Below are 26,662 nucleotides of genomic sequence, written 5' to 3'. Positions count from 1 at the left end.
GGCGATTGCTAATAGTTATAAATCATCCATTTATATCAATTTTGATAAAAGTTAAGTTTTATATTTTAAACAGACTGCAAATATTCTAACAATAACAATCTCAAGTAATCCAACACCCTAATATAATCCTTCATTTGTTCATATTTGCCATTACTGTTAAAGTAAAATTTCCCAATTTGGGTGATACTAAAAACTCGCATTGCTTGTAATTGAGAAATTACCTGCTCCTTATTAACTATGTCACCTGTAGCTGCAATTTGACTGGCATAACCTCTTAAATTGACTGTTAAAAGTTCAATTTCCTCTAACAGTGAAAACTCTTCATTCTCTGGGGGAAACTGAGTAGCAATTTCTTTTCTTTCCCTGCGGGTGTTTTGATAGAGATTTGTCAACTGTGGTAATAATTGAGCAATATTTCTCTTTGTCAATTCCTGCTCATTTAAAATTGCTTCAGTCATTGTTAACTCCATAAGTAACTATCTTTTCGCTACCATATTTGTCTGGTTTGACAATCAGATATTCATTACCTTTGCGATATACAGCTGAACTATCTCCACGATATCCAGTTTTTGGAACTCTGACTGCTCCTTTTTTATTAAAGTTATGAGCTTTGCGTAAATACTTTAAAGGGTCAATATCTTTTCTAGCAGCATGGTCTAATATACTCTGAGCAACACTACTATAAGTAGCAGCATCCCACTCGATCATATATTTTTCAATCTCAGCCACCTCTGTTAAATTATACCCTTCTAATAGTTGTATTAAAAAGGGATCTGAGATTGGTTCTTCTTCTGGCATGATTATCTAATTGGACACCTGCAAAAATTAAGCGATAGCTATTGCGATTATCAAAACATAATTATCAAGTTGTTTTATTGAGAAAATAGCTGTTTCACAAGTATTGGACTATACGCGAGCAAGAGTTACAATTTCCATTTGATCCTGATATTTACCCCTACGAGTTTCATAACTAACAGCACATGGTTCACCCTCTAAAAAGAGTAGCTGTACAACACCTTCACTAGCATAAATACGACAATCAGCACTGGAAGAATTAGAGAATTCTAAGGTAAGATGACCTCTCCACGCCGCTTCAGCGGGAGTTAAATTTGCTATTATTCCGCATCTAGCATACGTAGATTTACCTATACAAATTACTGTAATATTTTCTGGAACTTCCAGTTTTTCTAAGGCAACACCCAAACCATAGGAATGAGCGGGTAGGATAAAATAGCTACCACTTTCATCTGTATGCAGTTGAGTAGATTCTAAATTTTGGGGATTAAAATTTTTAGGATCAATGACAGTACCGGGAATGTGTCGAAAAATCCGAAATTCCGAGCCAGAAAGACGGATATCATAACCATAAGAAGATAAACCATAGCTAATGACAGGTTGCACAGCTAAAGATGGGTCTTTTTGTACTTTTCGGATTAAACTAGGCTCAAAAGGCGCGATCATACCTTTTTGAGCCATTTCGGTAATCCAGATATCGTTCTTAATCACAAATTCACGAGTAATTCAAAACAAGTTAATAGGATATCGTGAATTGGTATTTTCTTTAAGACCATTTATAAAAATGAGGTTTTATTTGCTAAAGCATAAAACAAAACTATTGCCATATACTTTAGCAAGTACCTGATGTAATGCAGCAAAATTAACAATTAATTTCCCAAACCAGGATATAATTACTTATACCCTTGAGGGTTTTTACTTACTTAAAACGAGCGCGGCAGGGTTCGAACCTGCGACCGATTGCTTAGAAGGCAATTGCTCTATCCACTGAGCTACGCGCCCAAGACTAATATCTGGCTTCTCAAAAAGTCATCATACACCATTATATATATTTTTCCTAGTAAAAAGCAAGGGCAAATTAGAAAATTCAGAATCTCAAGACTAATATCCAAGTCATGAGTCAGTCGATGTAAACTAAAAGACGAAAACAAAGGGTATATTTCCGATATATTGTGATCTCAAGGGGGAATTTGCTCATGAACGTCCATGTTATCTCTGGCGTAGGGTGGTCAAGTATTTGGCAAATGCCTAATTTTCCTCCACCATAATATAAATAATTATACTTTTGGCAATCTTGCCCAAGTCCATGAGATATCCCTTATCAAAACAGCCCCTGTGAGGAGTGAGTTGCTAGTGCCATGTTTATTCTTAAACGCCAGGATGTTGAAATATCGACTATTCAGCACCCAACGCGGGATCAGCAGGTGCCGATCCTCCATTATCAGGGGCAAACCTTCCGCCTGATAAGTGTTTTCAAAGCCAGTCAAGAGGTTGAAGCTAAAACTCTGTGGCGATCGCTGACTGACAATCGTGGTAAAGCTTGTGTCTTGCTAGAAGAACCAGAGCGTTACAGCGTCTGGGGCAAAATACGCTTAGAACAGCTAGAAAATGATACAGGTAGCCATAGCAATATTGAAGTTTTGACCTTAGCGAGTATTCTGCTGCTGCAAGCCGTTTATCTGGATATTGAAGATTTATTAGGTAATCGACAAGCTGCTTTATTTGAAAAAGATATAACAGGGATATTACAGCAAAAACAATTTCCCCAAGCATCTTCCTCAGAATCGGCCAAATCTTTGTTAACTGTTGAGCTTTCACAAATGCCCAAATTACCTCCTTGGCAAGAAACTCATGTGATTATTCTCCTGGAAGAACTACACAAACTAGGAAAAACATATTTTGGTGATACCAACTTTGCACATCAATTAGAGGATAGGCTACAAGATATGGCAGAAGAAGAACAATTAATATTTATTAGTTGGTTAAATCAATCTCCACTCGGTAAACTTTGGCATTAGTATGGATATTATTTGCTCACATAACCGTTCATTGACACCAGCTTTAGGTGTTAACTTGAACGATTCCCAGTGGCTCAAATACTGGAAACACCATCAATTATGCCAAACATACTGCTACAGTGCATCTACTTAGTCACAAACTATGAGTAACTCATACGACAATTCATACCGATCAAAAAACCTCTTTAGCATTCAAAACATCGTTTTGCTTAGTCTCGGCTGGGCGATGTTAGCTCTATTATACTTCCTGTTGTTCAGCGCCAAAATTCCTGATCCCAGTAATGATGGCAAAGAAATCCGCGAAGCTTGGTATCTACTGGGAACTAATATCTTTGAAGGTTCAGCATACTTGGGTGCAAGTTTTCTGTGTTGGCGAAATTGGCGGAGTACTCAGATTATCAGCAGTCGAAAAGTTTGGCTATTTATCGGCTTAGGTATGTTGGCTTACTTTATCGGGGGCATAGTTTTTGGGTATATAGAAATAGGTTTGGGACAAGAACCGGATGTGTCTATAGCTGACGTGTTTTTTGTCATAACTTATCTCTTCTTGGGTACAGGTATGTCCCTAGCTTTGTTCTCCCGACGCATCAACTTAGAAAAATGGCAGTGGCTAATTGTGTTTGCTGTTGGTGCATTAGGCAGTTTTATCGCTTGGTTCATTTCTCGGCAAAATCCAGACATTTCAGCAGACCTAGAGCCTCTTATGCAGCAAATAAAACTAATTTTAGATTGGTTTTACGTAGTTAGTGATGTACTGCTGTTAATTATCGCTACAATCATGTTGTTAGCCTTTTGGGGAGGAAAAGTTTCTCTCTCCTGGAGAATGATTGCAGCCGCAGCGTTTTCGCTCTACATTGCAGATATGTGGTTTAAATATGCCACTAACTATCTTCCAGATTATCAAAGTGGAGACATACTAGAAGTGTTCTGGGTGTTTAGTGGAGTGTTATTTGGTATGGGCGCTGCTTTAGAATACGAAGCATCATTGAGCCTCAAGCGGCGTACCAGTGGACGCAAACGAACTTAACAAATTTTGGTGTCTACCGTGAGAAAATTAACAGATTCCGACAAACAAGAAATTCTCAAGTTATATAAAGAGACTGCCGAAACCACCTCGACTTTGGCAGAACGCTATGGTGTCAGCAACTCAACGATTAGCAGATTACTCAAAAGCACCTTACCAGAAGAAGATTACGAATATCTTGTTTCTTTAAAACGCGCTGCTAGAACCCCTGAAGGCAGAGCGCAGGTAAGCTACGAACAATTACCGCTGTTGAGTCAACGACCAATAGAAACAGAACCTGCAACTAGCGATAAGATTTTATTGGAGTTGCCCAAGGTTGAAATACAGAAGCCAAGGATAGAAGAAGAAGCTCCTAGTCCTGAGCCGATTCCCCGGCCAATTCCGGTGATTAGAAGGGTGAAAACCCGCTCTTCTGCCACAGAAGAGCCACAACAGCCAGTAGCCAGGGAAATCGAAATTGTCCGGCATAAACCGTCAGAATTACCCAGCATCCCTAGAGCAGTCCTAGAGGATGAAGAACCAGTGACTAACGTCATCGAAGATATGTTCGAGGATGATTTACTGGACGAGTCTGATGATTTGGACGATTTAGACGACGATTTATATGACGATGAGGAGGATTTTGAAGACGAGGACTTTGGGGAACCAACGCCTTTATTCACTAGACTCAGAGCAGGTGAAGTCGCCGTTCAGGTTTTACCATTGTCGGTAGCCCACCTACCCAAAACTTGTTATTTGGTCATTGACCGCTCTGCGGAACTAATTACTAGACCACTCAAGGATTTTGGCGATTTGGGTCCGATTCCTACTATCGAAACTCAACAGAAAACTCTGCCAGTGTTTGATAATCACCGAGTGGCTAAACGCTTCTCTACCAAGCGCGATCGCGTAATTAAAGTTCCTGATAGTAGAATGCTGCATAAGGCTAGTACCCATCTACAAGCCAAAGGCATTACCAGGCTGTTGATTGATGGTCAGGTTTACTCCCTGTCTCTGATTTAGCTGTACCTGTATTTCTTCAGAGTGCCATAGCTAAACGATAGGCCAATTCCATAATGTCTTCTTGACGAGGAATTTGCTCCAGCCATTCTGAAGGAATATTTTCCCCGCCGTAATAAATTCCGGCTAAACCACCAGTCACAGCCGCAGTAGTATCCGTATCTCCGCCTAAGTTAACGGCTGTAAGCACAGCTTGGGCGTAGGACGAGCTATTTAAGAAACACCACAAAGATGCTTCTAAAGTATCAATGACATAACCACCAGAACTAATCTCTTCAATGGGGATGTGGGCAATTTTTCCACTGAAAACTCTATCAAAATGGGGTTTTTCTAAGGCATATTCACTATTAAAATGATTAAAATAAATTGCTTGAATCTTCTCTAATCCTTGTAAATAAGCTACTTTGGGTTTAAATCCTGCCAATAGCTCTACCGCAATACTGATATAAATCCCACAAGCCATTTTTGAACGAAGATGGCCATGAGTAATGCCAGAAACTTGATGGACTCGTTCTATTAATTCCCTAAAAGTCAAGGTTTGATAAAAATAGGCCATTGGTAAAATTCGCATTAAAGAACCATTACCATTGCTATTTTCACTACTACCACCTGCATTTATAGGTGACATTCCTTGCTGCCAATTAATAATAGCTTGTCTGGTAGTACCACCAATGTCAAATACTTGACTGTGAGCGCCCCAGTAACCTTCTGTGTACCAGCGCGAAAAGAAATTAGCTATGGCATCTAGGGAAAATCCCTCACATAAACATTCTGCCAAACACAAAGTTAGGGAACTATCATCAGACCAAGTTCCAGGCGGTTGATTCCACGTACCATAACCCAACATTGATGTCACAGGAGATTTTAGACGTTCAGCACGGCTTGTAAACTCTACCGGTACACCCAACGCATCCCCGACACATACACCCATCAAACCTGACAATACCTTTGTAGTCTTGACCATGATTCAATCTCTGAGAAAATGACCAAAATATAAATCTCTCATCTGGAATACTAGGCTATATCTGTTTGACATACTCCCCAGCCTAAAGGCGTGAGGATTCTAGGCTCAAACAGCAATTGCAGTTTCATACCGACTTACACTACCTAACCCAACAGTCGATGCCCCGACTGCACAAATATTGCGACTAGCGTTTTCGTCTCTTCCGTTTACTGACTGGCAGGATGGACAACGCCATTCTCTAATAGACAAATCAATCTTTTCTAGAATATGCCCACAACTAGAACAAGTCTTAGAACTTGGATACCACTGGTCGATAAAAACAACCATTTTATTCTTCTTTTTGGCAACCCATTCTAGAATTTGCAGAAACTCACTAAACGCCAAGTCTGATATCTTCCTGCCCCAAAGACGTTGCATCCCCTTGAGATTTAAAGTCTCAAAACACAGTACATCAAACTTATCAGTTAACTCATGGGCTAACTTCCAGAACCAGTCACGCCGACGATTAGAAATACCCTCATACTTGCGGACTAAGTTTTTTCTTGCTCGTTCCCTGTTGGACGAACCTGTTAACTTTTTAGAATGCTGTTTACTAGCTTTTTTAATGGCGTTTAGGGACTGCTTGAAAAATTGGGGAGACTCAATTTTAGTGCCGTCTGAGCAAGTGAGAAATGTTTTCAACCCAAAATCAAAGCCAGCGATTCTACCCGTCTTAACTTCAACTTCTGGGCTACCATCATCAACAACAACAATAACCATAAACAATTCACCCAAGGTCGTGCGTTTAATGGTTAGGGTTTTGACTGTTCCCTCAATCTCTCTAGACTTCCAAAATTGATAAATTTTACTACCAATTTTTACCCTGTTACCACCCAAAAACTTATAACCTGCTTGCTTGAGGGTGAAGGATTTGTACTTCTTAACTTTCTTAAATCCTGGTGGTCTTACTCCTTTCTTGTTATGTTTAAAAAATAGTTGGTAGGCTTTCTCAATGCGTTGACATATATCTTGTACTGCCTGAGAACCTAGCGATTGCCAAAATGGGTTTCTCTTCCGCAGTTTGGCAATGTGTGACTGAAGTTTTGCACAACTCAAACATTTGCCATACATCCGGTAGTACCGTTTGTGTAGGGCAATGCAATGGTTATAAATCACCCCAGCAGCATTAATTGTGCGCTTGAGGTGTCTATTCCGTTTGTGTGCGTAGAGTTTAAACTTCAGTGTTTTCATGCTAGTATTCTACCATAGATTGACGGCAATATGACGGCATGAAGAAATTAACGGTTCGGTGTTCTGATGAAGAGTATGAAATACTTTTGAAATATTGCGAGGAAACAGATCGCACTCAAAATGACGTACTTAGAGAGATGATCCGGAAGTTGAAGAAAAGCCGTGCTAGAAGCACGGGGCTTTAGACCCAGGTTTTTGGTAAAATTTAAAATCATCTGGAACAATTTTAACCGTTATTCGACAGTTAATTTAACAGTAAAACTTCTAAAATTTGGTAACAATTATGAAACGCTTTCTCAAATCTTTGGTCACAATTTCTGCTTTATCTTCCTTAGTTATTGTTCCTGCTTTCCTGTCAGTTGGTAAAGCTGCTGCTGAAACTCAAAAAGGCACTGATGCTAGTTATATTGGTGCTGGTGTAGCTGCTGGTGTTACCAATGGTGGACAAAACAATGATGCTGCTACTTTTGGCGGAAATGTCACAGGCCGTTTGAAATTGGGAAATACACCTTTTTCAGCCCGTGGTAATGTCCTCTGGAGCGATGAAACCTCTGCTATCATTCCCGAAATTTCTGTAGATTTACCCATTGCTAACAGAACAAATGCCTTTATCACTGGTGGCTATTCTTTTGTAGAGTCAGATGGTAAACCTACACCTTTGGGTAACAGAGATTCTGTAGTTGTTGGTGCTGGGGTGGAATCTGAAGTAACTAAAAACTTCCTCGTCTACACTAACGCTAAAGTTGGATTAGGTGCTTACCAAAATAGTGACGCTTCTGCTGTTAGCATCAATGGTGGTATTGGTTATCGCTTCAAGTAGGGCTTGCTGAAAAAGTCTTTTCATGAGGGGAAAAGTGATAGCGTAATCGCTGACTTGTCAGTTCAGTTCTTGATGGGTTTAATGTCTATTCCTTGCACCTTCTTCCCCTTTTTTAACTCTGAATCCCTTGATTCATCTAGCTTTTGGGTTTATTCAGCAGGGAATTTTTACCACTGACTACCAATCATCGTAAAGGCAGACCAATAGTAGGGATGGGAGAGACTACCATTAATATTCTTCTGTAAATAGGTAGATATTTCCGCTGGTAAATCAATACTGCTATTGACACCAGTTAATTTATTTCCTTCAACTGCAACTTTACTTTGAAGCATTGCCAATTGTGCTTGTCGCAGTGCTTCTCCTTTAATTGGTGCAGTCTTTAACTGCCGATAGAACTCAGTCATCAAACCCAGAGTTCCAGCATCAGAAACATACCACAAACTGGCAACGGCTGATTTTACACCACTTTGTACTGTTAACCCAGCAAAACCTAACTCTGCTTTTTCATCCCCAAAAGCTGATTTACAGGCACTTAAAACTAATAACTCTACTGGTGGTTTATTCCAACCCAACTCGCGTACTTGATTTAGTGTCAGCTTACTATCGTACAACTGGATGTAGGAGTTACGTGAATTGTCAGAAACAAAATCTACATGAGTAGCTAAATGAATCATGCTAAAAGGATTTTGTTGGCGTTTAATCTTGAGATTTTCTAGGGTAAAACTCTTATTGAGAAAAGATTTACCATTCCATAATTTGGTAATGTTATAAAGCTCTATTGGCACTGCCTGCAAGGGTTGTTGTTTTTGGTCTTTGGTAAATTCACTAGCTCCCATTGCTAAGACTTGGGATTTCTTAATATCAACGTAGTTCGCATCTGTAAGGCTGATACTAGGTAACATTCCCAAACTATATTTTTCAATCAAAAACTGTTTACCATCGTGCAGGGCAGCTAAGGGAATGGAACGTAAACCAGCATCCATAATAAAGCCCATATTTGTAATCCCTTGCTTTTGCAACTCGGCTTCTTGAGGAGCGATGAGCCATTGATATAATTGCTGGGCTGAGGTTAAATAGCTATTACTGTTGGCTTTATTGATATCAGAAATCTCACCGTAAAACTTTTGAGCTACTTGCATCACCTTAGCCCTAGTTGCACCAGCAACCGATTGGCGGATGGGTTTACCTTTACCAGTAATCAAAACTAAATCAAGTCCATCGTTATTCTTTGTTGATGTGTCACCGCTGGCAGTAAAGGTTACATAAACTATTGCTGGTTTAATGCCTGTTTTCGCCTCAATTTGGCGCAGGGCAGCCTGTACATCAGACAAGCTTTTGATTGAGGTTTTCTCTGATTGTCCCAGATACTGTTTTGTCGCACGTTCATCTAATTCTGCAACCTCTGTATCCAGTATCGCTGGGGGAAGGTTGGTATTAGTATTAGTTAGTGGTGTATTATTTTCTGTAGAACTTTCTTCTACATCTTTTTTGGGTAGATTTTCCGGTTCTTGAGTAAGAATGCCAGTGTTGCCTTGAGTATAAGTACCTGGTAAAGATTTGGTAGGTGCAATAACATTACCGAAACCTGTAGTAATGGCGGCCGCAGTACCGTTGGTAGTTGCATCACCTACTACAAATGGGATATCTCCATTACCAGCATGACGGATGGTAACAGAACCACTGCCTGTACCACCTGCGGTGGAAATACTCGCATTTGTGCCGTTATTATCGGTAAATGTGTCAGTAGCTCGGAAAAACCGGCGAGTTGTAATATCTACATTACCACCAGTACCATTACTACCGCCTTGGGCGTTGATAGCAGCAACTTCAATATCATTATCTGGATCTAATAAGACATTACCACCATTACCAGTAGTAGAACTGGAATTTAAAACTCCAGTTTTAATACTGTCTTTGGCTTCAATATTAATTCCTGCACCATTGGTTGTAATATCTTGAGTCGTAACTGTGCCAGTGGTACTTTTGAGGATAAAACTATCAGCAGTTGGACTGCTTGTAGGGTAAGGTGTTGGACTGCTTGTAGGGTAAGGTGTTGGACTATCAATATTCTTAGTAGAAATATCACCGTTTGCCAACAGAGTAAGAGGATAATTGGATGTTATATCACCTGTTGCTGTGATTGAACCTTCATTAGATTGGAAGACCTGTCCATAACCAATGAGGGTGAGGGGGCTACCAAAGTAGATATCACTGCTTGAGGTAATATTACCTAAAATAGTTGTATTAGTTGCGCTGGTAATATTTAGGCTATTGAGTGGATTTGTACTACCTAAATCACCATAAAGGTTAATATTACCAGTACCCGCAGTTAAGGTTAAGTTCCTAACTCCATCAACTGTACCAGTAAAGTTAATATTTCCTGGGCTGGAAGCATCTGTATTAAATGTGATGTCGTTAAGTAGATTAACTTTACCATTCAAGTTGATATTACCAGCACTGTTTGTACCAGAAATGGTTCTGAAGGAGTTACCAAGGTTAATAAAACCCATGTTGCTGGTAACGTCTATGTTTTGTCCATTTGTAATGATGCTGTTTGTGGTGATGTTCTCGTTAGCTAACAGATTAATTGAAGCGTTATCTGTACCTGTTATTGTTCCGGTTGCTGTGATTGAACCTGCACCAGTAGGAGATTGAATTTTAACTGGGTCTTTGAATGTTACACCATTACTAGCTACACTAATCGCACCACTGCCATCATTGCGTCCAATGGTAATAGAACTAAAACCGTTTGCTAAGGCTGCTATATCAGTGCTGGTGATGTCTAAGGTTTCAGTGTCTGTGTCAGTAGAACCATTCAGTGCGATGTTTTGAGTGGGTGTTGCTGGTTGAAGTGTTAAATTGCCTGTGCCTATAACTGAGTTAGCTGAAGTTGGCAGGTCAATTTTATCAGCCGTTAAAGTTAGAGAATTGCTTCCCGCATTCAAACCAGAATTAATGGCTATTTTAGCAGTTTCCGTACTGTAGGATACAGGCATTCCTGTGATAGGGTCAAACGCTGTTGGCACAATTACATCACCTACTGCGTCGAATGTGGCGTTACCTGTAAGAGTAGCTGGACTATTGAATATAATGTCACCATTTACAGTAGTAATATTTCCTGGTACTGTTGTATTTCCAGCGGTAACATTCAGACTATTTAAAGGTGTTATCCCACCAATCGCACCACCAAAGTTAATGTTACCTATACCAGCAGCCAAATTTAAATTGCCATTACCATCAATGGTGTTACCAAAACTAATGTTGGCATTACCAGAGTTGAGAGCAACATTAGCACCACTTCCGAGTAAAACTGGGCTGGGGAAAGTGATAGGTTGGTTGTTGGTGGTAATACTGCCATTGAGCGTAATTAAGTTAGTATTGAGATTGAGTGAGGCTAAGTTGGTAATACTGCCATTGAGCGTGATCGAATCAGTATTTACAGTTAGTGAACCGTTATCTACAGCGGAGATTTGAGTGTCACCACTAACAGTCAGATTCCCACCAGGAGAATTAATTGTGACTGGATCTTGGAAGATGACAAGATCAGTATCTATATTGACATTACCACTACCATCATTGCGTCCAATAGTAATAGAACTAAAGCCATTTTTTAAAGAAGTTAGATCAGATATGGTGAGGTCTAAAATTTCTGTCCCACTATTATTAGTACCACCCAAAGCAATATCTTGACTGGGGGTGGAAGGTTGAAGTTGAATATTACCTGTTCCCGTGACGGAATTACGAGTTGATGGCAAGTTAATCTCATTTGCTGTTAGCGTGAGATTGTTACTACCTGCTGCTAAGGAGTTGTTGAAGGCTATTGTTCCTGTGGCAGAATTAAATTCTTTGTTACCGATTCCAGTGAGGGTGACGGGGCTGTTAATATTTATATCGTCTGTGGTAAAGATGTTACTGCTAATAGTTGTGTTAGCAGCACTGGTGATTTTGAAACTACTCAGTGGAGTTGTACCACCAATATCAGCACCAAAAGTAATATTTCCTGTACCAGCAATTAACGTTAAATTTTTAGCTCCATCAACTGTACCAGTAAACTTAATATTGTTTCCTGAATAAGAATTACTAGTATTTGGTGTACTACCGCTACCATCAGCATTCACTCCAGTAATAGTAACTTTACTAAAAGGACCTCTTCCAATTATAATATCAGCACCTAAAATAACATTGCCATCAAAAGTCAGATTATCAGTTATTGTAATAATTGATCCGTTTAATACAATTGAGCCTGTTGGAGATCGAAAAGTTGACAATTTGTCAACAACTCCATCAAATAGTATTGAACTAACGACTGTGAGTACACCACTTCCATCGGCTCTGCCAATAGTTAATGATTTAAATGTGGAATTGTCTAAGGCAGCAAGATCGGTTGCTGTGATATCTAAAGTGTCTGAACCACTATCTGTAGATCCTCCAACAGCAATTGCTTTATTAGGAGTAGTAGGTTGAAGAACTAAATTACCTGTACCAGTAACCGAATTAGTAGTTGATGGTAGGTTAATCTCATTTGCTGTGAGTGTGAGATTGTTACTACCTGCTGCTAAGGAGTTATTTAAGGCTATTGTTCCTGTGGCAGAATTAAATTCTCTGTTACCAATCCCTGTGAGGGTGATGGGGCTGTTAATATTTATATCCCCTGTAGTAAAGATGTTACTGGGAATAGTTGTGTTAGCTGCACTGGTGATGTTGAGACTGCTGAGGGGAGTTGTAGCACCAATCGCACCACTAAACTGAATTAAACCATTTCCCACTACAGTAAGGTTATTATTGCCATTAACAGTATCACTAAAGAATATAGAGCCTGTACCTGAACCAGTGCTACTAATAAACGTATCCTTTGTCAGATTAACAGCACCATAAAAGTTAATTCCATTAATATTAGTAGTTACATTTCCAGGGGAAATGCTATTAGCAGTAAATTGAATATTGCCACCTGGAATGGAATTAGAAGCAGCGTTTATTGTCCCTGCACTTGTATCTATTGTTCCGTTAGTGCTTCTAATGTCGATGAAATTGCCACCTGTAGTGATATCTTTTGTGACAATATTGCCATTTGCTAGTAGTTCTATAACTCCACTCACAATTTGCCCATCGGCTGTAATTGAACCTAACCCCGATGGAGATTGAATTGTCAGATAATTAGTATTGAATGTAACTCCGTTGCTGTCAATAGTAATAGCACCACTGCCATCAGTACGTCCGATGGTGATAAAACTATTGTCGGATAATGCAGCAATGTCAGCAGATGTAAGATCCAAAATATCAGATGATCCACTATCTAAACCAGCGATCGCAATATTTTGAGTAGGCGTTTTAGGTTGAAGCGTTAAGTTCGTTCCTGTGACAGAATTTGCCCCACCTATCAAATCAATTTCATTACCTGTAAGGCTAATCAATCCGCTACTAGTTGCCCCTGTTGAGTTAACAACACCTGTAGTAATGTTTGCAAGAGCATTAAAAGTAATATTTCCGGCACTTCCATTCTCAGAGATTGTTGATGTAATCCCGGCACTAGTGTTGATAGAACCATTTGTGCTAGTTAGAGAAATATTACCTGCATTGCTAACGCTATCAGCACCTACTTGTTGAAGAGTTATATCATTTGCTGCGTTAACTGAAATATTCCCACCAGTAGTAGAAGCAATTCCAGGTTGTGTTACACCATTAATAGTTTGCTCTGGTTGTGAACCACTATAAAGACTATTAATATTAACACTGCCGCCTGTACTATTAATATTAATTGTACCGCTACTATTTGTTCCTGCTGATGAAATACCACCCGCAGAAATATTCCCTGCTGCTTGCAGGTTGATATTACTACCATTGGCACTGGTAAAAGATGTGAGTGAGTTTGTAATAGAGTCTAGGAAGAATGAAGAACCAGCAGCAATACTACCAAGTTCATTGTTAACAATAATAGAGCCATTTTGGCTGGTTAAGTTAATATTACCACTTGTACCATTTACAGAAGATGTGGCAACATAGTTTTCAATATTAATGTTACCAAAACTATTAACTGTGATATTTCCACCAATACCGCCATTAGTTTCTGTTACAGCATTTAAATGACCACTAAGACCATTAGTAAATCCATCAGTAGTGATAGGAGATGCAAGGACTGACACAGAACCATTGGTACTATTCAGAGTAATATTACCTACACTAACTCCATTAAAGGCACGAATGGCATTTGTAGTAATATCGCCACCTGCTGTAAATAAGACCGTACCTGCTCTGATTCCATCACTATCTACTTGAGCGCGAACAAAGCTGGTATTGATTGAATTGGCGGCATTTAAAGTAACATTACCAGCTATACCGCCCGTGGCTGTACTATAAGACCTAATTTGAGTCGTATTAATTAAACCATTGCTACTATTAATGGATATATCACCACCATTACCTGTTGTGACAATTTCTGTTGGGAAAGGATCTGAGTATGAGTTAAGAAATCCTGTGTTAATGTCTCCAAATGCTGATATTGTAATTTTCCCACCATTGCCTGATAAGGCAAAAGCATTAAAACCTGAAGCACTATTAATACTGCCGTTAGTGCTAGTAATGGAAATATCACCTGCATTACCAGTAAAGTTTCCATTTGCAGTTTGAGTTTGAATACTACCGGCAGGGTTGGTTGATGATAAATTGACATTACCACCAGCAGTAATATTGACTGAACCACTATTACCAGAAGAACCTAAGAGATAAGTGACTAAAGCCCCGCTAACGTCTATATTTCCTGTTGCAGATAAACTAATTAAACCTTCTGCGGCATCTACACCGCCTATTTGAATACTTCCAGGTGGTAAACCCAAAGAACCGCCAGGAGATGAGAAGGTTGTTCCATCAATAATGCTCGGAAAATTAGTACCTGAAACGGAAGATAGACCAGCGCGTAAAATTAAGGAACGTGTAGTAGTTAAGACTGTAAAATCAGGATCATCAACTGGTATACTGCCACTTATATCAGGAGAGGTAATGCTAATATTCCCACCCTGAATACTTCCTGTTGCCTCAACCTTCAGGGCTGCACCTGTATAGTCTCCAAATAGGACATCTCCATTAGCTCTGATAATTGGGTCAAACAAACTTACAAAGTTACCCGCACCACCGGAGAGGTTTTTAATAGCAAACCGTCCACCACTGTAAAAGTGAGCATCCCCAGAAACTACACCGTTACTGACTAAACTCAGATTTCCACCACTTACAAAAGGTGTTTGGGAATGATTCAAGGACAGAATATCAATATTCTGATTTCCCTGAATATAAAGATTTCCCCCTGTTTGAGCTAAAAAAGGAGTGGTGATACTATCCCGCACCCGTACAGTGTCTTTAGCTAACAGGTTTAAATCTCCCGTGGTTTGCAGTTGACTTTCAACTAAAGTTAAATTCTGATCAGCTGATAAAGTCGCAGATTGGGCTGTAACGTTCTTAGCAACTACATCTCCATTGTTTACAGTCAGTCCAGAACCTGTAAGTTCAACTTGTCCGTTACTATTGACTGTTAACCCGTTGGCATTACCCCCATTAATACCTGTTAACAAATCTAAGAGAGTTGCAGGAGTAGTTGATGTATCTGATGGAGGATTAACTTCTAGACTCAGCAGGTGTCCTGGTTGGCTGATGCGTAAAAGGTTTTGACCAGGAACTGATGCAACAGTTATATTACCTCCTGGTGCTGATAAATTGCCAGTGCTGACAACAGTACCACCGATTAAGTTTAAGTTTTTACCAGCGCCAACTGCTAAATTACCAAGATTAATAATACTCCCTGGTTGGGAAGCTGAAAAACTAAAGGCGTTAGGGTTTCCTACTAAATTCGCATAGTCGTTACTACCAACTGCATTAAACTGATTTGCACCTAACCAGATGCTATTAGCTGTAGTAGCTGTGAAGTCAGCGGGTATATTTAAGCTGGAATTAGCACCAAATACGATACCAGCCGGGTTCATTAAGAATAAATTAGAATTTCCGCCAGTTACTTGTAGTAACCCGTTAATAAATGAAGGGTCGCCACCAACGACACGCCCCAAAATGTTCTGAATGTTGGGATTAGAGAGAAAGTTAGCTATCTCGTTGGAGTTGAGTCCAAATTTTTGGAAGCTTTGAAAGAGATTCGCGCCATCTCTAGAAAGTGTACCACCGCTAATATCTAGCTGATTGCCGTTGGGGGTGACAACAGTACCAGTACCATCATTAGCAGGGGTGATAGATTGTGCCTTGACAGGGGCTATGGTTTGCAGAAGGGTGACAACTGCGATAGCTACGCTCGCCGCAGGCATCGCTTGAGTGAGAATAAATAAAGCAATTTTTCCAGTTAACGAATTCATATAAATCCTGGTATAAATATTTCAATTTGAATTGTCCCTCATTTAACAGCATTATTCATATAAGTGTATATACCTGAATTGTTTCAAAAATGAATTAAACTTCATAAATAATCCCTCAGTGTTTTTACTGCTGAACACTAGAAAGCCCGCACCTGCGGGCTTTTTAGCATCCTGTCTTTTAAAAGGCGTGATGATGACTTATTAATTTGTTACAAATTTTAATCACCATAAACGAGAACCAGAGGGATTAGAAGGAGGATTTTCCATGGGTGTTGGTTGAATAGGTACGGAACGAGACGGAGTAAATGGAGTAGGTGTGGGACGGGATGGAGTGTTATTTCTAGGAGATTGCTTAACCACCTCAACAGCTGCATCTGCCGATTCTTCTTCTATAATGTTAGTTTTGGGAGGTTCTTGACTATTTCTCGGACCACCTCTAGTAGCAAACAATTGAGCGGTTGTCCCTGGTTCAGACTTATCAAATTTCATACCTAATGTATACATAGCATTAGGCGCTAATTTTCTCAGAAAAGTCTGAATAGGAATGGCTAAATTAAATCCGGTTTTATCGGGGACAATTTGCGGTCCACTTTCTTGATTACCCTGTTGGGATGCTTGGCGTTTGGCGGTTTCTTCTCTTCCACCTCTGCCATGAATACCGACAACTCGCCCCGCTACATCGAAAACTGGACCGCCACTCATTCCTGCTCTAGTGATAGCTGTATAAGATATAGCATACCCACTATCCACGGCTGTTTCTTCTTCACCTGCGACTTCATCCCCATCTAAACGGCTGGAAACCAAGGAAGAGGTGAATTGAAACACACGCTTTGTAATCGCCTGGTCTGGGTTAGGAAATCCAGAAACGTAGACACCAGCACCTTCAGTTGTATGGTCAGAATCACCTAGAGTAGCCGTATTAAACTTGTGTTCGCTGCGAAATTTGACAATCGCTAAATCCACACCGGGCAATCTCTGAATGTCTTTCTCTGTGGAAATACTGATTTTCTGCCGTCTTCTATCTCCTTCTAAGGGAACGGGAGTGATAACTTTATATTCATCATCGCTGTATTTAACGACGTGATTAGCTGTCAAAACTACATAAACGTTTTGACCATTTTCTTTGTAGCTACCAATGATCACCCCTGAACCCGGATAATTAACTGTAGGGGCAATCTGTACTACAGTGGATTTGGCAATACTAGCTACTTCTTTGGGTGATAATGCTTCTTTAGCAATGGCTGGACTGGCTACCATCACCATTGCTGAACCGATAAAGCAACCTGATAATACATAAGAATTTAACATGATGCTATTTCCTGAAACTTTTAATTTATGACTATTAACAAATTCATACAAATCAATTACCAAATCCACACAGAACGGTTGGGCTGATTTGCAGGTATTGGGGTTTGTGGTGCAGAATTTGAATAAAGAGAATCAACCTCAATTTCGGTGTTAACTGAACGGTTGGGCTGATTTGCAGGGATTGGGGTTTGTGGTGTAGAAGTTGAATAGAGAGAATCAACTTCTATTTCAGCTTCAGCATAAGATGATACTGCGGGTGGGTTAATTACACCTTGAGAAAATTGGGGGGCGCTGTTGAGAAAAGTTGCTACTGGAACAGCCCAACTAGAATATTCAAATTTACTGCGGGTTTGTAAGTTTGGGGTAGAACCATCTACAAAAATAAATGGATTTCCCCAGAGAGGAAATTTGTGTCTACCATTAATCGCTACCAGTTCACCACGCTGATTGAGTACCGGTCCACCACTCATGCCTTTAAGGATGTCGTTGCTGTAACCGACTTGATAACCACCCTGAAAAGATTTAGGTAATATATAGTCAATTTTTCCAGTTGTGAATGACCAAGTTTTGCTTTCATGGGGAAAGCCAGCAGCAAAGGTTTTTTCTCCCACTGCTAAGGGTGATTTGGCAATTGAGGCGATCGCATAATTACTGCTACTCTTAAAACTGAGTAATCCCAAGTCATCATCATTGAAATTCACAGCCCTAATTGTTTTGCCTTGATAAATCTTGCCATCGGGAGTTTGAATTTGATAATTACCACCCATTCTCAAAACATGAGCGTTGGTGAGAACGGTGTAACTCTGACCTTTTCTTTGGATAATAATTCCTGATCCCCAACTTTCTCCGGCCAGAATTTTCACCGTAATCGCACGGGCTTGTTGACGCAAATTCTTTTCTGACAATATCCCAGTAGCCTGAGAAATCTCTATATCAGCAGTCGGTGTTTGCTTTTCTATGGAGTACACAACCTTGGTTGAAAAAGCAAAAGACAGACAGCTAATTAAAGCCACAACACTAACTCTAGAAAAATCCATGTTCGCCTAACTCAAAAACAGTTAACTAATAACTCCTCCCCATGACATTTTCGGCTTTGAGGAGGAGATTTAGTCTATGTTAATCGAACTTTCAGCGTCTTACCAGTTACCACCACTGGGTGCTGTATCGGGTGCTGTGCTGGGGTTGTTATTGACTACACCGGGTTCTTGTTGTCCGGGTGCATTAGCATCTACACCTAAGTCAGTCAACATTTTATTCACGTCGATGTAAATACGCTCAGAAGATTCATTAATAACTGCACCAGCAGCACCAGCACGATTATCAAATAGTGTTTGCAGAATACCTGCCACGTTGCGGCTATTTCTGCTATTCAATGTGAATAGAACATTGCTGCTATCACAGGAACCACCAGCAGAGGTAGCACAAACTACGGGCATTCCTCTTACCACTCCAGCCGTAATGTAGTTTAACTGGCCTGTGCTGTAAAAGTAGTTAAATCTTGATGATACTTCGACACATCTGCGGACACTATTATAACCAGAACCTGCAAACTCATTTGTTCTCCAGCGCATGACAGGGGATCTTCTTGCACCGACAACGGTTGTCAAGCTATTTGTATCACAGCTAAAAGGTCCTGCTGCTTGAGCATAACTGGGGCTGCTAACTGCTGCTCCCAAGCTGCTGACAATAACTGCTCCACTAAGGATTGCTAAGGATTTACGTAGCATTTTATTCTCTCCTAAATTAAAGTGATTGTTTAAGTACGATGTTTGCTTAAAAGCAAATTAGTTAAGTTATAAGTTTTGGTTACTTTACCTAACTTAGTGCGTTGTTTATTTTTTTGTTTGGTTTAATACCTGACAAATAGAATAACTTATAATCATTTAACATAGGAAGCGTAAATTTACTTATAGTACGTACTTATTTTTTTTAAGTAACTTTTTGAAATTTTAACGATAACTCCGTGATACTTCAGGTTATTAATTATTTTATTAGTATTAAATATTACTTTTGATTTATCAATGCTCAATTGATTTCAGCTATTTATCGAAAAAATACCAAAATTTTGCCATTAATGTATCCAGAGGTGACATAGCGTGTTAATTTTGGAACTATAACTTTATATAAGTATAAAAATCAAATACAGGAGTAATAATTTTATGCGTTGGCATTTAAAAAGTACAATGGGGAATGTATTTTTAATTCCCAGTGCGCTCTTGGTTGTCTCTGCATCAGCCAGTTCTGCTCAATCGTCGGCTTCCTTTCTGTTGTCAGAACGACCAAATAATTTGCTGGAACAAGTTAAAAACAAACAAATTGCGTCAAAGCAGGAATCACTGAGCAACACTGAATTAATGAATGCTTTGGTATTATTAGAATTACCTGACAATTTACTGGCACAAGCAGAGAATCAATCAGATAATCCCAATCAGGAAAGATTTCTGCAACCAGGACCTATTCCCGAACCCCTACCACCGGAAAATCAGGAGATAGTACCATCAGAACCTGTGCCAGAAACCTTACCAGAGACAGTCACTGAAAAGATTCAGGTTAATAAAATTGAGGTAACGGGTAGTACAATTTTTAACCAAGAGCAATTAAATTCTCTGACTCAGCCAGTTCAAGGACGTTCTGTAAGCCTGGAAGAACTCAGGGAAATTGCTAATGCGATTACCCAACTATACTTAGATCGGGGTTATCTGACTTCAAGAGCAATTTTAGCCAACCAAACAATTAGCGATGGTGTGGTACAAATACAGGTAATTGAAGCTGGTGTAGAGAAAATTGAAATTGAAGGCACAAAACGCATCAATCCTAATTATGTGCGATCGCGTGTAGCTTTAGGAATTAAAAAACCTCTGTCCACTGGTGATTTAGAAGATCAGTTAAGATTATTACGAGCCGATCCATTATTTTCCAATGTAGAAGCCAGTATCCGTGCAGGTACTGAGTTGGGTCAAAATATTTTAGTAGTCAGAGTTACTGAAGCTAACTCTTTGAAAGCAGCATTAAGTGCTGATAACTATTCACCACCGAGTATTGGTTCAGAGAGATTTGGTATTAACGCTAGTTATCGTAATCTCACAGGATGGGGTGATGAACTAGCTGCATCATATTACTTTACAGCCCAGGGGGGAGCAGATATCTATGATTTTAGTTATCGCATCCCAGTGAATGCGATGAATGGAACTCTGCAACTGCGAACAGCAATCAATAATAACGAAGTCATCCAAGAATCTTTTCGAGATTTCGAGATTCGGGGAGAGTCGCAACTATATGAAATTAGTTTTCGTCAGCCATTAGTGCGATCGCCCCGCCAAGAATTTGCCCTATCATTAGGGTTTACTGTCCAAAATGGTCAAACCTTTACCTTTGCAGGTCCTACAGCATTTGGTTTTGGCCCCGATGATGAAGGTAATAGCCGCACTCGCGTGATTAAATTCGGACAAGACTATTTAGCACGGGATACTCAAGGTGCTTGGTCTTTGCGTTCTTTATTTAGTCTTGGTATTGACGTATTCGATGCCACTAGCAACGATGATCCCATTCCTGATGGTAAATTTTTCAGTTGGTTAGGACAAGTACAGCGAGTACAACGCTTCAGCGATAACTATCTGTTAATTGCCCAAGCTGAAGTACAGCTAACTCCCAATGGTTTATTACCCTCACAGCAATTTGTAATTGGTGGTGGTCAGTCAGTCCGTGGTTATCGGCAAAATGCCCGTGCAGGTGACAACGGAGTGCGATTTGTATTAGAAAACCAACTCACACTACACAAAGATGAAAGTGGCAATCCATTAATCAAAGTTGCCCCATTTTTTGATTTAGGATATGTCTGGAATACAAGTGATAATCCTAACAACCTACAGAAACAAACCTTTTTAGCTGGTACAGGAGTGGGAGTTTTATGGCAACTCCTACCTGGTCTGAATATGCGGTTAGATTATGGACTGCCTTTAATTAATTTAGATGACCGGGGTGTAAATGCCCAGGATGAAGGGTTTTACTTCAGTGTGGGATATAAGCTTTGATATTCTCCCAGTCCTTGAAGGCGTAGATTTGGCTCTATTTGTTGTAAATTTTCAAATCATAAAACCTCGTGGGAAGCGGGAAACTCAGTCCCTTTAGGGCGCTCGTGGGAAGCGGCTCAAGGGATTTCAATCCCTGTCAATCCTAAAACGCGTAATTGTAACCATCTTTGCGGTGAACAATTTTGCAGAATTGATAACTAATACCCTGAACTAATTTTGATGCGGAAATATTAAAAGAACCTGTTGCTCTAACTGCAACACGACCAATATATTTACCGATTTTCTTGCCAGTAGTAACAATTGCTTTCACAATATCACCTGTCTGAAAACCTTGAACAAATTTAATTCTCGGCACATATCTAGATGGAAAACCAAACTTGTCAGTTCGACACATTTGACGAGTCCCATGCCCTGTTGCAATGATAAGCAAAGGCTTATTTGTTAAAACTGCCAATTCTCCAATTTGCCCAACACAAGCGGCATCTAGCCAATGAGTTTTAGGAAACTTTAATCTAGTTCTATTGAACTTAGTTTGACCACCAGAACCAGTGGAAACGGGTAAACCAGTTTCTTGGAGTCGGCTAAACAATGCCCAACGGGTAGAGTTCACTGCCGCCGCATCTTTTAAAGGTCGTTTTGCTTGCGCCAGAATACATTTGAGAATATCCAGTTTCTTAGCCAGGAATTTCTCAATATCCTGAGTGCCTTTGTTGATATTGCACTTCTGGCAAGCAAGACAAAGATTAGAAATCCGATTAGTGCCACCTCTGGCTTTGGGGTGAATATGCTCAACTTGCAAGGGGACATTCTCAATCCCACAGTAAGCACATTTTCTCTGCCATTTTTCTAGTAGATACTCACGGACTTCGTACCCGGACAAAGTTCCTTGCTGATATTCAATACCTGATATTTCTGGATTGTCTATTTGTTGCAGGTCAAATCTGACAAGCTCTTGATATATCCTGGTGATCGGAGCAAACTTAATGAGTTTGTTGACCCAAGTTAAGGTAGTCTCAACACGATGCTGTAAACTTGGAGCTAACCAATTTTTTGTCCGGGTTCTATTCAAAAATCTGGCTTGACGATAGCGAGTATGGCGGTTTCGTCTCCCCCTGCGGAGTGAACGACGGGATTCTAGTGACGCTTTAATTGCATTTCCTCGATGAGAAAGTTCTGCGCTAAAAATGATTTTTTCGCACTGAACCAATGCTATGCCCGTAGTTTTTGAACCGGGATCTATCTTAAGTTCTATTGCTTGGTTAACAACATCTGAGCATGACTTGTTTAAGATGATAGTAAAGGGGAATCTCCTCAATAAAGCTGCTTTTCCCGAAGCCAATAATTTCCTTGCTACCGAGGGGTGACAAGGGCTTAAAGGTTGTTTGTTTGTGTCGAGAACTAATGCGTAATTTGACATTTCTGCCTCTCTGATTTCTCAGGTAATGTTCGCTTTGACCTTGTTGTCTGGGCTTGTTGGGCTTGTAACACTGTTTCAGTGACTTTAAAACTGTTTAATTACAAACGACAGAGCGGAAAACTAGCGTCGCATTCTCCGGTGTCTTGACTCAGATAACGGCTACCATAAGACTATGCTCAGGGTGGTCTGGTCAGTACAGCTTGCTTGATTACTCTTACAAGCTCAGTGGCTTTAGCCCTGAGTTACTGACAATTCCTACCGGATTTTTGGTGTTCTAGCAGCTGAATAAAGTTCTGCTAAATTACTAATTCAGCTTTAACTGATGCATTATTGAGAAAGATACTACTGTAATGGTTAACACTGCTTCTACTACCCAGACCAACCGTAAGCCTTCCAAAGTTGAAGGACTCAAAGAAAATAGTAATTTTTTGCGCGAACCTGTAGCTACAGAAATTCTTCAGGATACAACCCACTTTAGTGAGGATGCAACACAAATTCTGAAGTTTCACGGGTCTTATCAACAGGATAACCGTGATCATCGTGCGAAGGGACAGGAAAAAGACTACCAAATGATGCTGCGGACAAAAAATCCTGGTGGGTTAGTACCACCGCAGCTATATTTGGCTTTGGATAAATTGGCGGATGAATATGGTAATCATACGTTAAGAGCTACTACCCGCCAAGGTTTTCAGCTACATGGGATTTTGAAAAAGAATCTCAAAGCAGCGATCGCCACAATTGTCAAGAATTTGGGTTCTACTTTAGGTGCTTGTGGTGACATCAACCGCAACGTTATGGCTCCCCCCGCACCATTCAAAAATCGCCCAGAATATGAGTATGCTTGGGAATATGCCCAAAATATCGCTGATTTACTCTCTCCCCAAACCGGTGCTTATTATGAAATTTGGTTAGATGGGGAAAAAGCCATTAGTGCCGAAGAACACCCAGATGTCATAGCAGCACGACAAAAAAATGGGACTGGGACTATTATTCATGATTCCGTAGAACCAATCTATGGTACTCATTATATGCCGCGCAAATTTAAAGTTTGCGTAACTGTCCCCGGTGATAATTCCGTAGATTTGTATTCCCAAGATTTAACATTGGTAGTAATGACCAATAAAAAAGGGGAATTACAAGGTTTTAACGTCTTTGCTGGTGGTGGTTTGGGACGAACCCACAATAAAGAAGAAACCTTTGCACGCATAGCTGATCCAATTTGCTATGTAGCCAAAGATGATGTTTATGATATTGTGAAGGCGATTGTTGCTACTCAAAGAGATTATGGCGATCGCACCGACAGAAGACACGCGAGATTAAAATATTTAATCAATGATTGGGGTGTAAACAAATTCCGCACTCAAGTGGAAGAATACTTTGGTAAAGCTGTCGAACCGTTTAAACAATTACCGAAATTCAAATATCAAGATTATCTGGGTTGGAATGAACAAGGGGACGGTAAACTGTTCTTGGGTATTTCCATTGATAATGGTCGGGTAAAAGATGAAGGTACATTTTTACTAAAAACCGCTTTACGGTCAATTGTAGAGCAGTTTAACCTACCCATCCGTCTCACACCTAACCACAACCTGATTTTTTACGATATTGCACCGGAAGATAAAGAAGCAATTCAAGAAATTCTAGATAAATGTGGTGTTATTGCTGATCCTAGTCAAATTGCAGCCTTAACCCGCTATGCTATGGCTTGTCCCGCTTTACCTACCTGTGGTTTAGCTATTACGGAATCAGAAAGGGCAATTCCTGGTATTTTAGAAAGAATCCGCGCTTTATTAGATAAAGTGGGTTTACAAAAAGACCATTTTGTGGTAAGGATGACAGGATGCCCTAATGGTTGCGCTCGTCCCTATATGGCAGAATTAGGTTTTGTAGGTAGCGCACCAGAATCTTATCAAGTTTGGTTGGGTGGTTCACCAGATCAAACGCGGTTAGCACAACCGATCATTGAAAAACTGCACCACGATGAGATAGAAAGCTTTTTAGAGCCGATTTTTGTCTATTTTAAAAAGTTCCGTAAAGGTAAAGAAAGTTTTGGTGATTTTTGCGATCGCATAGGTTTTGATGCTATCCGCGAATTTTCAGCCACTTACACACCAGGAGAACCCACCAGCAGCGGAAAATCACGTCATCGGGTGAGTTTACGAGATGATGTTTATGAGCAACTCAAAGAAACCGCAGAAAAGCTGAATAAACCTATGACTGACTTGGTACATGAGGCTTTAGATAAATATTTCCAAAGTCTGTAGGATATTTCTCACGCAAAGGCGCAAAGACGCAAAGTTTTTAGTTTTTGCGTGAGATTTACAAGCAATGTTTAATCGTGCATAACTTACACCAAATATCTCCAAAACTCTGCGTCCTCTGCGGTTCGTTACAATTAAGACACAAAGGACACGAAGAAAATAAGGGAGAGGAAATTTTTTATAAAATCATGGTTAAGACTTGACAAGTCGAAAATTTTATTTTATGCTATATGTTATATCTGGGAAAGTGTGCGCGCATATATAACGGGTTTTTAATTATCAACATCATTATTTGCGATCGCATCCTGTAAATCTTTGATTTTTGACCTTTGAGTTTTGACTTCCCGAAGGATGTTCTGATGCTGACAAACAATATTCAACAAATTTTCCATCAAGACTTGACAAGGCGAAAAATTTCTTTTATGCTATATGTTATAGGTGGAAAAGTGTGCGCGCATATATAACTGTTTTTCAATTATCAACATTATTATTTGCGATCGCATCCTGTAAATCCTAAAATCCTGGATATCCTGATTCAGACAAAAAATCCCAACTTCCCAAAAATCAATCTTTCAATTACATCCTGAAAATCCTTAAATCCTGGACATCCTGATTCTGACAAAAGCGTATAATGATTTATTGTCCATGAAATTCAACTATTCTCGCATTTACAGGTTGCACTGGACGAGCATTTACTTGATATAAACTTTGGAAAGCTTCAATTTGTTTTTCTGCAACTTGAATCGGTTCTATTAACACATTCCATTTTACATTTTCACTGCATGGTGGCGTAGTTAGTGAACCATTATAACTGAAAAAATCTTTATTTTTAGGTAATAAATTAGCAGCGTTAATAGTAGAATTTTGGACTGCATTGTTTTTTCCCAATGTGGGAATATGCTGCCAAATTTGAGCAATAAAGGGATTATTTGCACCTTTATTTATCATCACTCCCACAACTGCTAGTTGATTTTGAGCATTGCGGTGAACCAAGTGCATTTCTAGAGCAGAGGCTTTATTATTAATAGTATGTTCGCTAGGTGTGTGAAAATGAAATTGGATGAGTTCGTATTCCTCAGCGTTAAGTTTTATAGTGCTACCTGATTTGTAATTTACTTGGACAGTATGACCATTATTAACCACTAATAAAGGTGTTGGTTGATAGTTAAACTGTATTTTAATGGGAGTTCCTTCTACTGCATTATTGATATTAATAGGAGATTGATTTTTTCCCAGTTCACAAAGAGCAAAGTTAGGACTGATTTCTCCCCATTGAGTAGGATTTGCTGCACCTCCATAACTCCAGTGTGGCTTATTTTCTTCCGCTATGACTTGTGTAGAAAATATAGCCATCAAAGCTATTAAAAAAGTTGCAATTACTAGCAGATTTCTCGACAAAAGATTTTTGAGTTTCACACTTAATTTCATCATGCTATATCTATACTGGAAA

At 39.7% G+C, this 26,662-nt stretch carries 18 protein-coding genes and 1 tRNA gene; 7 read left to right on the top strand and 12 right to left on the bottom strand.

Features of this window, described 5'->3' with window-relative positions:
• Positions 1-65: 65 nt before the first annotated feature.
• From VB694_RS07505 to VB694_RS07490, 4 genes are all read right to left on the bottom strand, one after another.
• Complete coding sequence (locus VB694_RS07505) at positions 66-458, bottom strand: hypothetical protein (protein WP_323359689.1); 393 nt, start codon at positions 456-458, stop codon at positions 66-68.
• The gene (locus VB694_RS07500) at positions 451-798 is read right to left on the bottom strand and encodes a hypothetical protein (protein WP_323359688.1); all 348 of its coding nucleotides are present in this window, start codon (positions 796-798) and stop codon (positions 451-453) included. Before VB694_RS07500 ends, VB694_RS07505 begins: the two co-directional genes overlap by 8 nt.
• A gap of 108 nt (positions 799-906) precedes the next feature.
• Positions 907-1,476: a dCTP deaminase gene (dcd, locus tag VB694_RS07495; protein ID WP_323359687.1), complete on the bottom strand. Its 570-nt coding sequence runs from the start codon at positions 1,474-1,476 to the stop codon at positions 907-909.
• Positions 1,477-1,724: 248 nt separating this feature from the next.
• Positions 1,725-1,797, bottom strand: a tRNA-Arg gene (locus tag VB694_RS07490).
• A 356-nt stretch (positions 1,798-2,153) separates the two neighbouring features.
• On the opposite strand from VB694_RS07490, the gene VB694_RS07485 reads away from it, so the two are divergent.
• The 3 genes from VB694_RS07485 (at position 2,154) to VB694_RS07475 (ending at position 4,839) form a co-directional block, all read left to right on the top strand.
• A complete protein-coding gene (locus tag VB694_RS07485; RefSeq protein ID WP_323359686.1) occupies positions 2,154-2,813 on the top strand; it encodes an Npun_F0813 family protein in 660 nt (219 codons plus the stop codon).
• A 142-nt stretch (positions 2,814-2,955) separates the two neighbouring features.
• The gene (locus VB694_RS07480) at positions 2,956-3,840 is read left to right on the top strand and encodes a hypothetical protein (protein ID WP_323359685.1); all 885 of its coding nucleotides are present in this window, start codon (positions 2,956-2,958) and stop codon (positions 3,838-3,840) included.
• A gap of 18 nt (positions 3,841-3,858) precedes the next feature.
• A complete protein-coding gene (locus VB694_RS07475) occupies positions 3,859-4,839 on the top strand; it encodes a transposase (protein WP_323359684.1) in 981 nt (326 codons plus the stop codon).
• A gap of 16 nt (positions 4,840-4,855) precedes the next feature.
• On the opposite strand, the gene VB694_RS07470 is transcribed toward VB694_RS07475, so the two are convergent.
• Both VB694_RS07470 and VB694_RS07465 read right to left on the bottom strand, forming a co-directional pair.
• A complete protein-coding gene (locus VB694_RS07470; RefSeq protein WP_323359683.1) occupies positions 4,856-5,800 on the bottom strand; it encodes an ADP-ribosylglycohydrolase family protein in 945 nt (314 codons plus the stop codon).
• A gap of 105 nt (positions 5,801-5,905) precedes the next feature.
• Positions 5,906-7,030 (bottom strand): transposase, encoded by a 1,125-nt coding sequence (locus tag VB694_RS07465; protein ID WP_323359682.1) that lies wholly within the window; start codon positions 7,028-7,030, stop codon positions 5,906-5,908.
• 38 nt (positions 7,031-7,068) lie between these two features.
• Between VB694_RS07465 and VB694_RS07460 the strand changes: the two genes are divergently transcribed.
• A complete protein-coding gene (locus tag VB694_RS07460; RefSeq protein WP_127053311.1) occupies positions 7,069-7,215 on the top strand; it encodes a ribbon-helix-helix protein, CopG family in 147 nt (48 codons plus the stop codon).
• Positions 7,216-7,313: 98 nt separating this feature from the next.
• On the top strand, positions 7,314-7,850 hold the full coding sequence (locus VB694_RS07455) for a hypothetical protein (RefSeq protein ID WP_323359681.1): 537 nt from the start codon (positions 7,314-7,316) through the stop codon (positions 7,848-7,850).
• 167 nt (positions 7,851-8,017) lie between these two features.
• On the opposite strand, the gene VB694_RS07450 is transcribed toward VB694_RS07455, so the two are convergent.
• The 4 genes from VB694_RS07450 to VB694_RS07435 all read right to left on the bottom strand — a co-directional run bounded on the left by VB694_RS07450 (position 8,018) and on the right by VB694_RS07435 (position 19,230).
• Entirely contained in the window at positions 8,018-16,195 is an 8,178-nt protein-coding gene (locus tag VB694_RS07450) for a CHAT domain-containing protein (RefSeq protein ID WP_323359680.1), read from the bottom strand.
• Positions 16,196-16,417: 222 nt separating this feature from the next.
• On the bottom strand, positions 16,418-17,503 hold the full coding sequence (locus VB694_RS07445; protein WP_323359679.1) for a serine protease: 1,086 nt from the start codon (positions 17,501-17,503) through the stop codon (positions 16,418-16,420).
• Between the two features lie 56 nt (positions 17,504-17,559).
• Entirely contained in the window at positions 17,560-18,540 is a 981-nt protein-coding gene (locus tag VB694_RS07440) for a serine protease (RefSeq protein ID WP_323359678.1), read from the bottom strand.
• Positions 18,541-18,639: 99 nt separating this feature from the next.
• On the bottom strand, positions 18,640-19,230 hold the full coding sequence (locus VB694_RS07435) for a COP23 domain-containing protein (RefSeq protein WP_323359677.1): 591 nt from the start codon (positions 19,228-19,230) through the stop codon (positions 18,640-18,642).
• A gap of 432 nt (positions 19,231-19,662) precedes the next feature.
• Here VB694_RS07435 and VB694_RS07430 point away from each other — a divergent pair, with 432 nt between their 5' ends.
• On the top strand, positions 19,663-21,534 hold the full coding sequence (locus VB694_RS07430) for a ShlB/FhaC/HecB family hemolysin secretion/activation protein (RefSeq protein ID WP_323359676.1): 1,872 nt from the start codon (positions 19,663-19,665) through the stop codon (positions 21,532-21,534).
• Between the two features lie 142 nt (positions 21,535-21,676).
• Here VB694_RS07430 and iscB read toward each other — a convergent pair whose 3' ends face one another.
• Positions 21,677-22,951, bottom strand: coding sequence for an RNA-guided endonuclease IscB (gene iscB, locus VB694_RS07425; protein ID WP_323359675.1), 1,275 nt, complete (start codon positions 22,949-22,951; stop codon positions 21,677-21,679).
• Positions 22,952-23,301: 350 nt separating this feature from the next.
• Here iscB and sir point away from each other — a divergent pair, with 350 nt between their 5' ends.
• Positions 23,302-25,215 carry a sulfite reductase, ferredoxin dependent gene (sir, locus tag VB694_RS07420; protein WP_323359674.1) on the top strand — a complete coding sequence of 638 codons (1,914 nt, stop codon included), beginning with the start codon at positions 23,302-23,304 and terminating at the stop codon, positions 25,213-25,215.
• 633 nt (positions 25,216-25,848) lie between these two features.
• Here the strand turns inward: sir and VB694_RS07415 are convergent.
• Entirely contained in the window at positions 25,849-26,643 is a 795-nt protein-coding gene (locus VB694_RS07415) for a carbonic anhydrase family protein (protein WP_323359673.1), read from the bottom strand.
• Positions 26,644-26,662: the final 19 nt, after the last annotated feature.

This window comes from Anabaena sp. UHCC 0451, from assembly GCF_034931405.1.
Taxonomy (GTDB): Bacteria; Cyanobacteriota; Cyanobacteriia; order Cyanobacteriales; family Nostocaceae; genus RDYJ01.
This window is presented reverse-complemented; position numbering and strand designations above follow the sequence as displayed.

Coding starts and splice junctions, on each gene's coding strand:
- VB694_RS07505 (WP_323359689.1), bottom strand. CDS start 458: ATGACTGAAGCAATTTTAAATGAGCAGGAATTGACAAAGAGAAATATT.
- VB694_RS07500 (WP_323359688.1), bottom strand. CDS start 798: ATGCCAGAAGAAGAACCAATCTCAGATCCCTTTTTAATACAACTATTA.
- dcd (WP_323359687.1), bottom strand. CDS start 1,476: ATGGCTCAAAAAGGTATGATCGCGCCTTTTGAGCCTAGTTTAATCCGA.
- VB694_RS07485 (WP_323359686.1), top strand. CDS start 2,154: ATGTTTATTCTTAAACGCCAGGATGTTGAAATATCGACTATTCAGCAC.
- VB694_RS07480 (WP_323359685.1), top strand. CDS start 2,956: ATGAGTAACTCATACGACAATTCATACCGATCAAAAAACCTCTTTAGC.
- VB694_RS07470 (WP_323359683.1), bottom strand. CDS start 5,800: ATGGTCAAGACTACAAAGGTATTGTCAGGTTTGATGGGTGTATGTGTC.
- VB694_RS07465 (WP_323359682.1), bottom strand. CDS start 7,030: ATGAAAACACTGAAGTTTAAACTCTACGCACACAAACGGAATAGACAC.
- VB694_RS07460 (WP_127053311.1), top strand. CDS start 7,069: ATGAAGAAATTAACGGTTCGGTGTTCTGATGAAGAGTATGAAATACTT.
- VB694_RS07455 (WP_323359681.1), top strand. CDS start 7,314: ATGAAACGCTTTCTCAAATCTTTGGTCACAATTTCTGCTTTATCTTCC.
- VB694_RS07450 (WP_323359680.1), bottom strand. CDS start 16,195: ATGAATTCGTTAACTGGAAAAATTGCTTTATTTATTCTCACTCAAGCG.
- VB694_RS07445 (WP_323359679.1), bottom strand. CDS start 17,503: ATGTTAAATTCTTATGTATTATCAGGTTGCTTTATCGGTTCAGCAATG.
- VB694_RS07440 (WP_323359678.1), bottom strand. CDS start 18,540: ATGGATTTTTCTAGAGTTAGTGTTGTGGCTTTAATTAGCTGTCTGTCT.
- VB694_RS07435 (WP_323359677.1), bottom strand. CDS start 19,230: ATGCTACGTAAATCCTTAGCAATCCTTAGTGGAGCAGTTATTGTCAGC.
- VB694_RS07430 (WP_323359676.1), top strand. CDS start 19,663: ATGCGTTGGCATTTAAAAAGTACAATGGGGAATGTATTTTTAATTCCC.
- iscB (WP_323359675.1), bottom strand. CDS start 22,951: ATGTCAAATTACGCATTAGTTCTCGACACAAACAAACAACCTTTAAGC.
- sir (WP_323359674.1), top strand. CDS start 23,302: ATGGTTAACACTGCTTCTACTACCCAGACCAACCGTAAGCCTTCCAAA.
- VB694_RS07415 (WP_323359673.1), bottom strand. CDS start 26,643: ATGATGAAATTAAGTGTGAAACTCAAAAATCTTTTGTCGAGAAATCTG.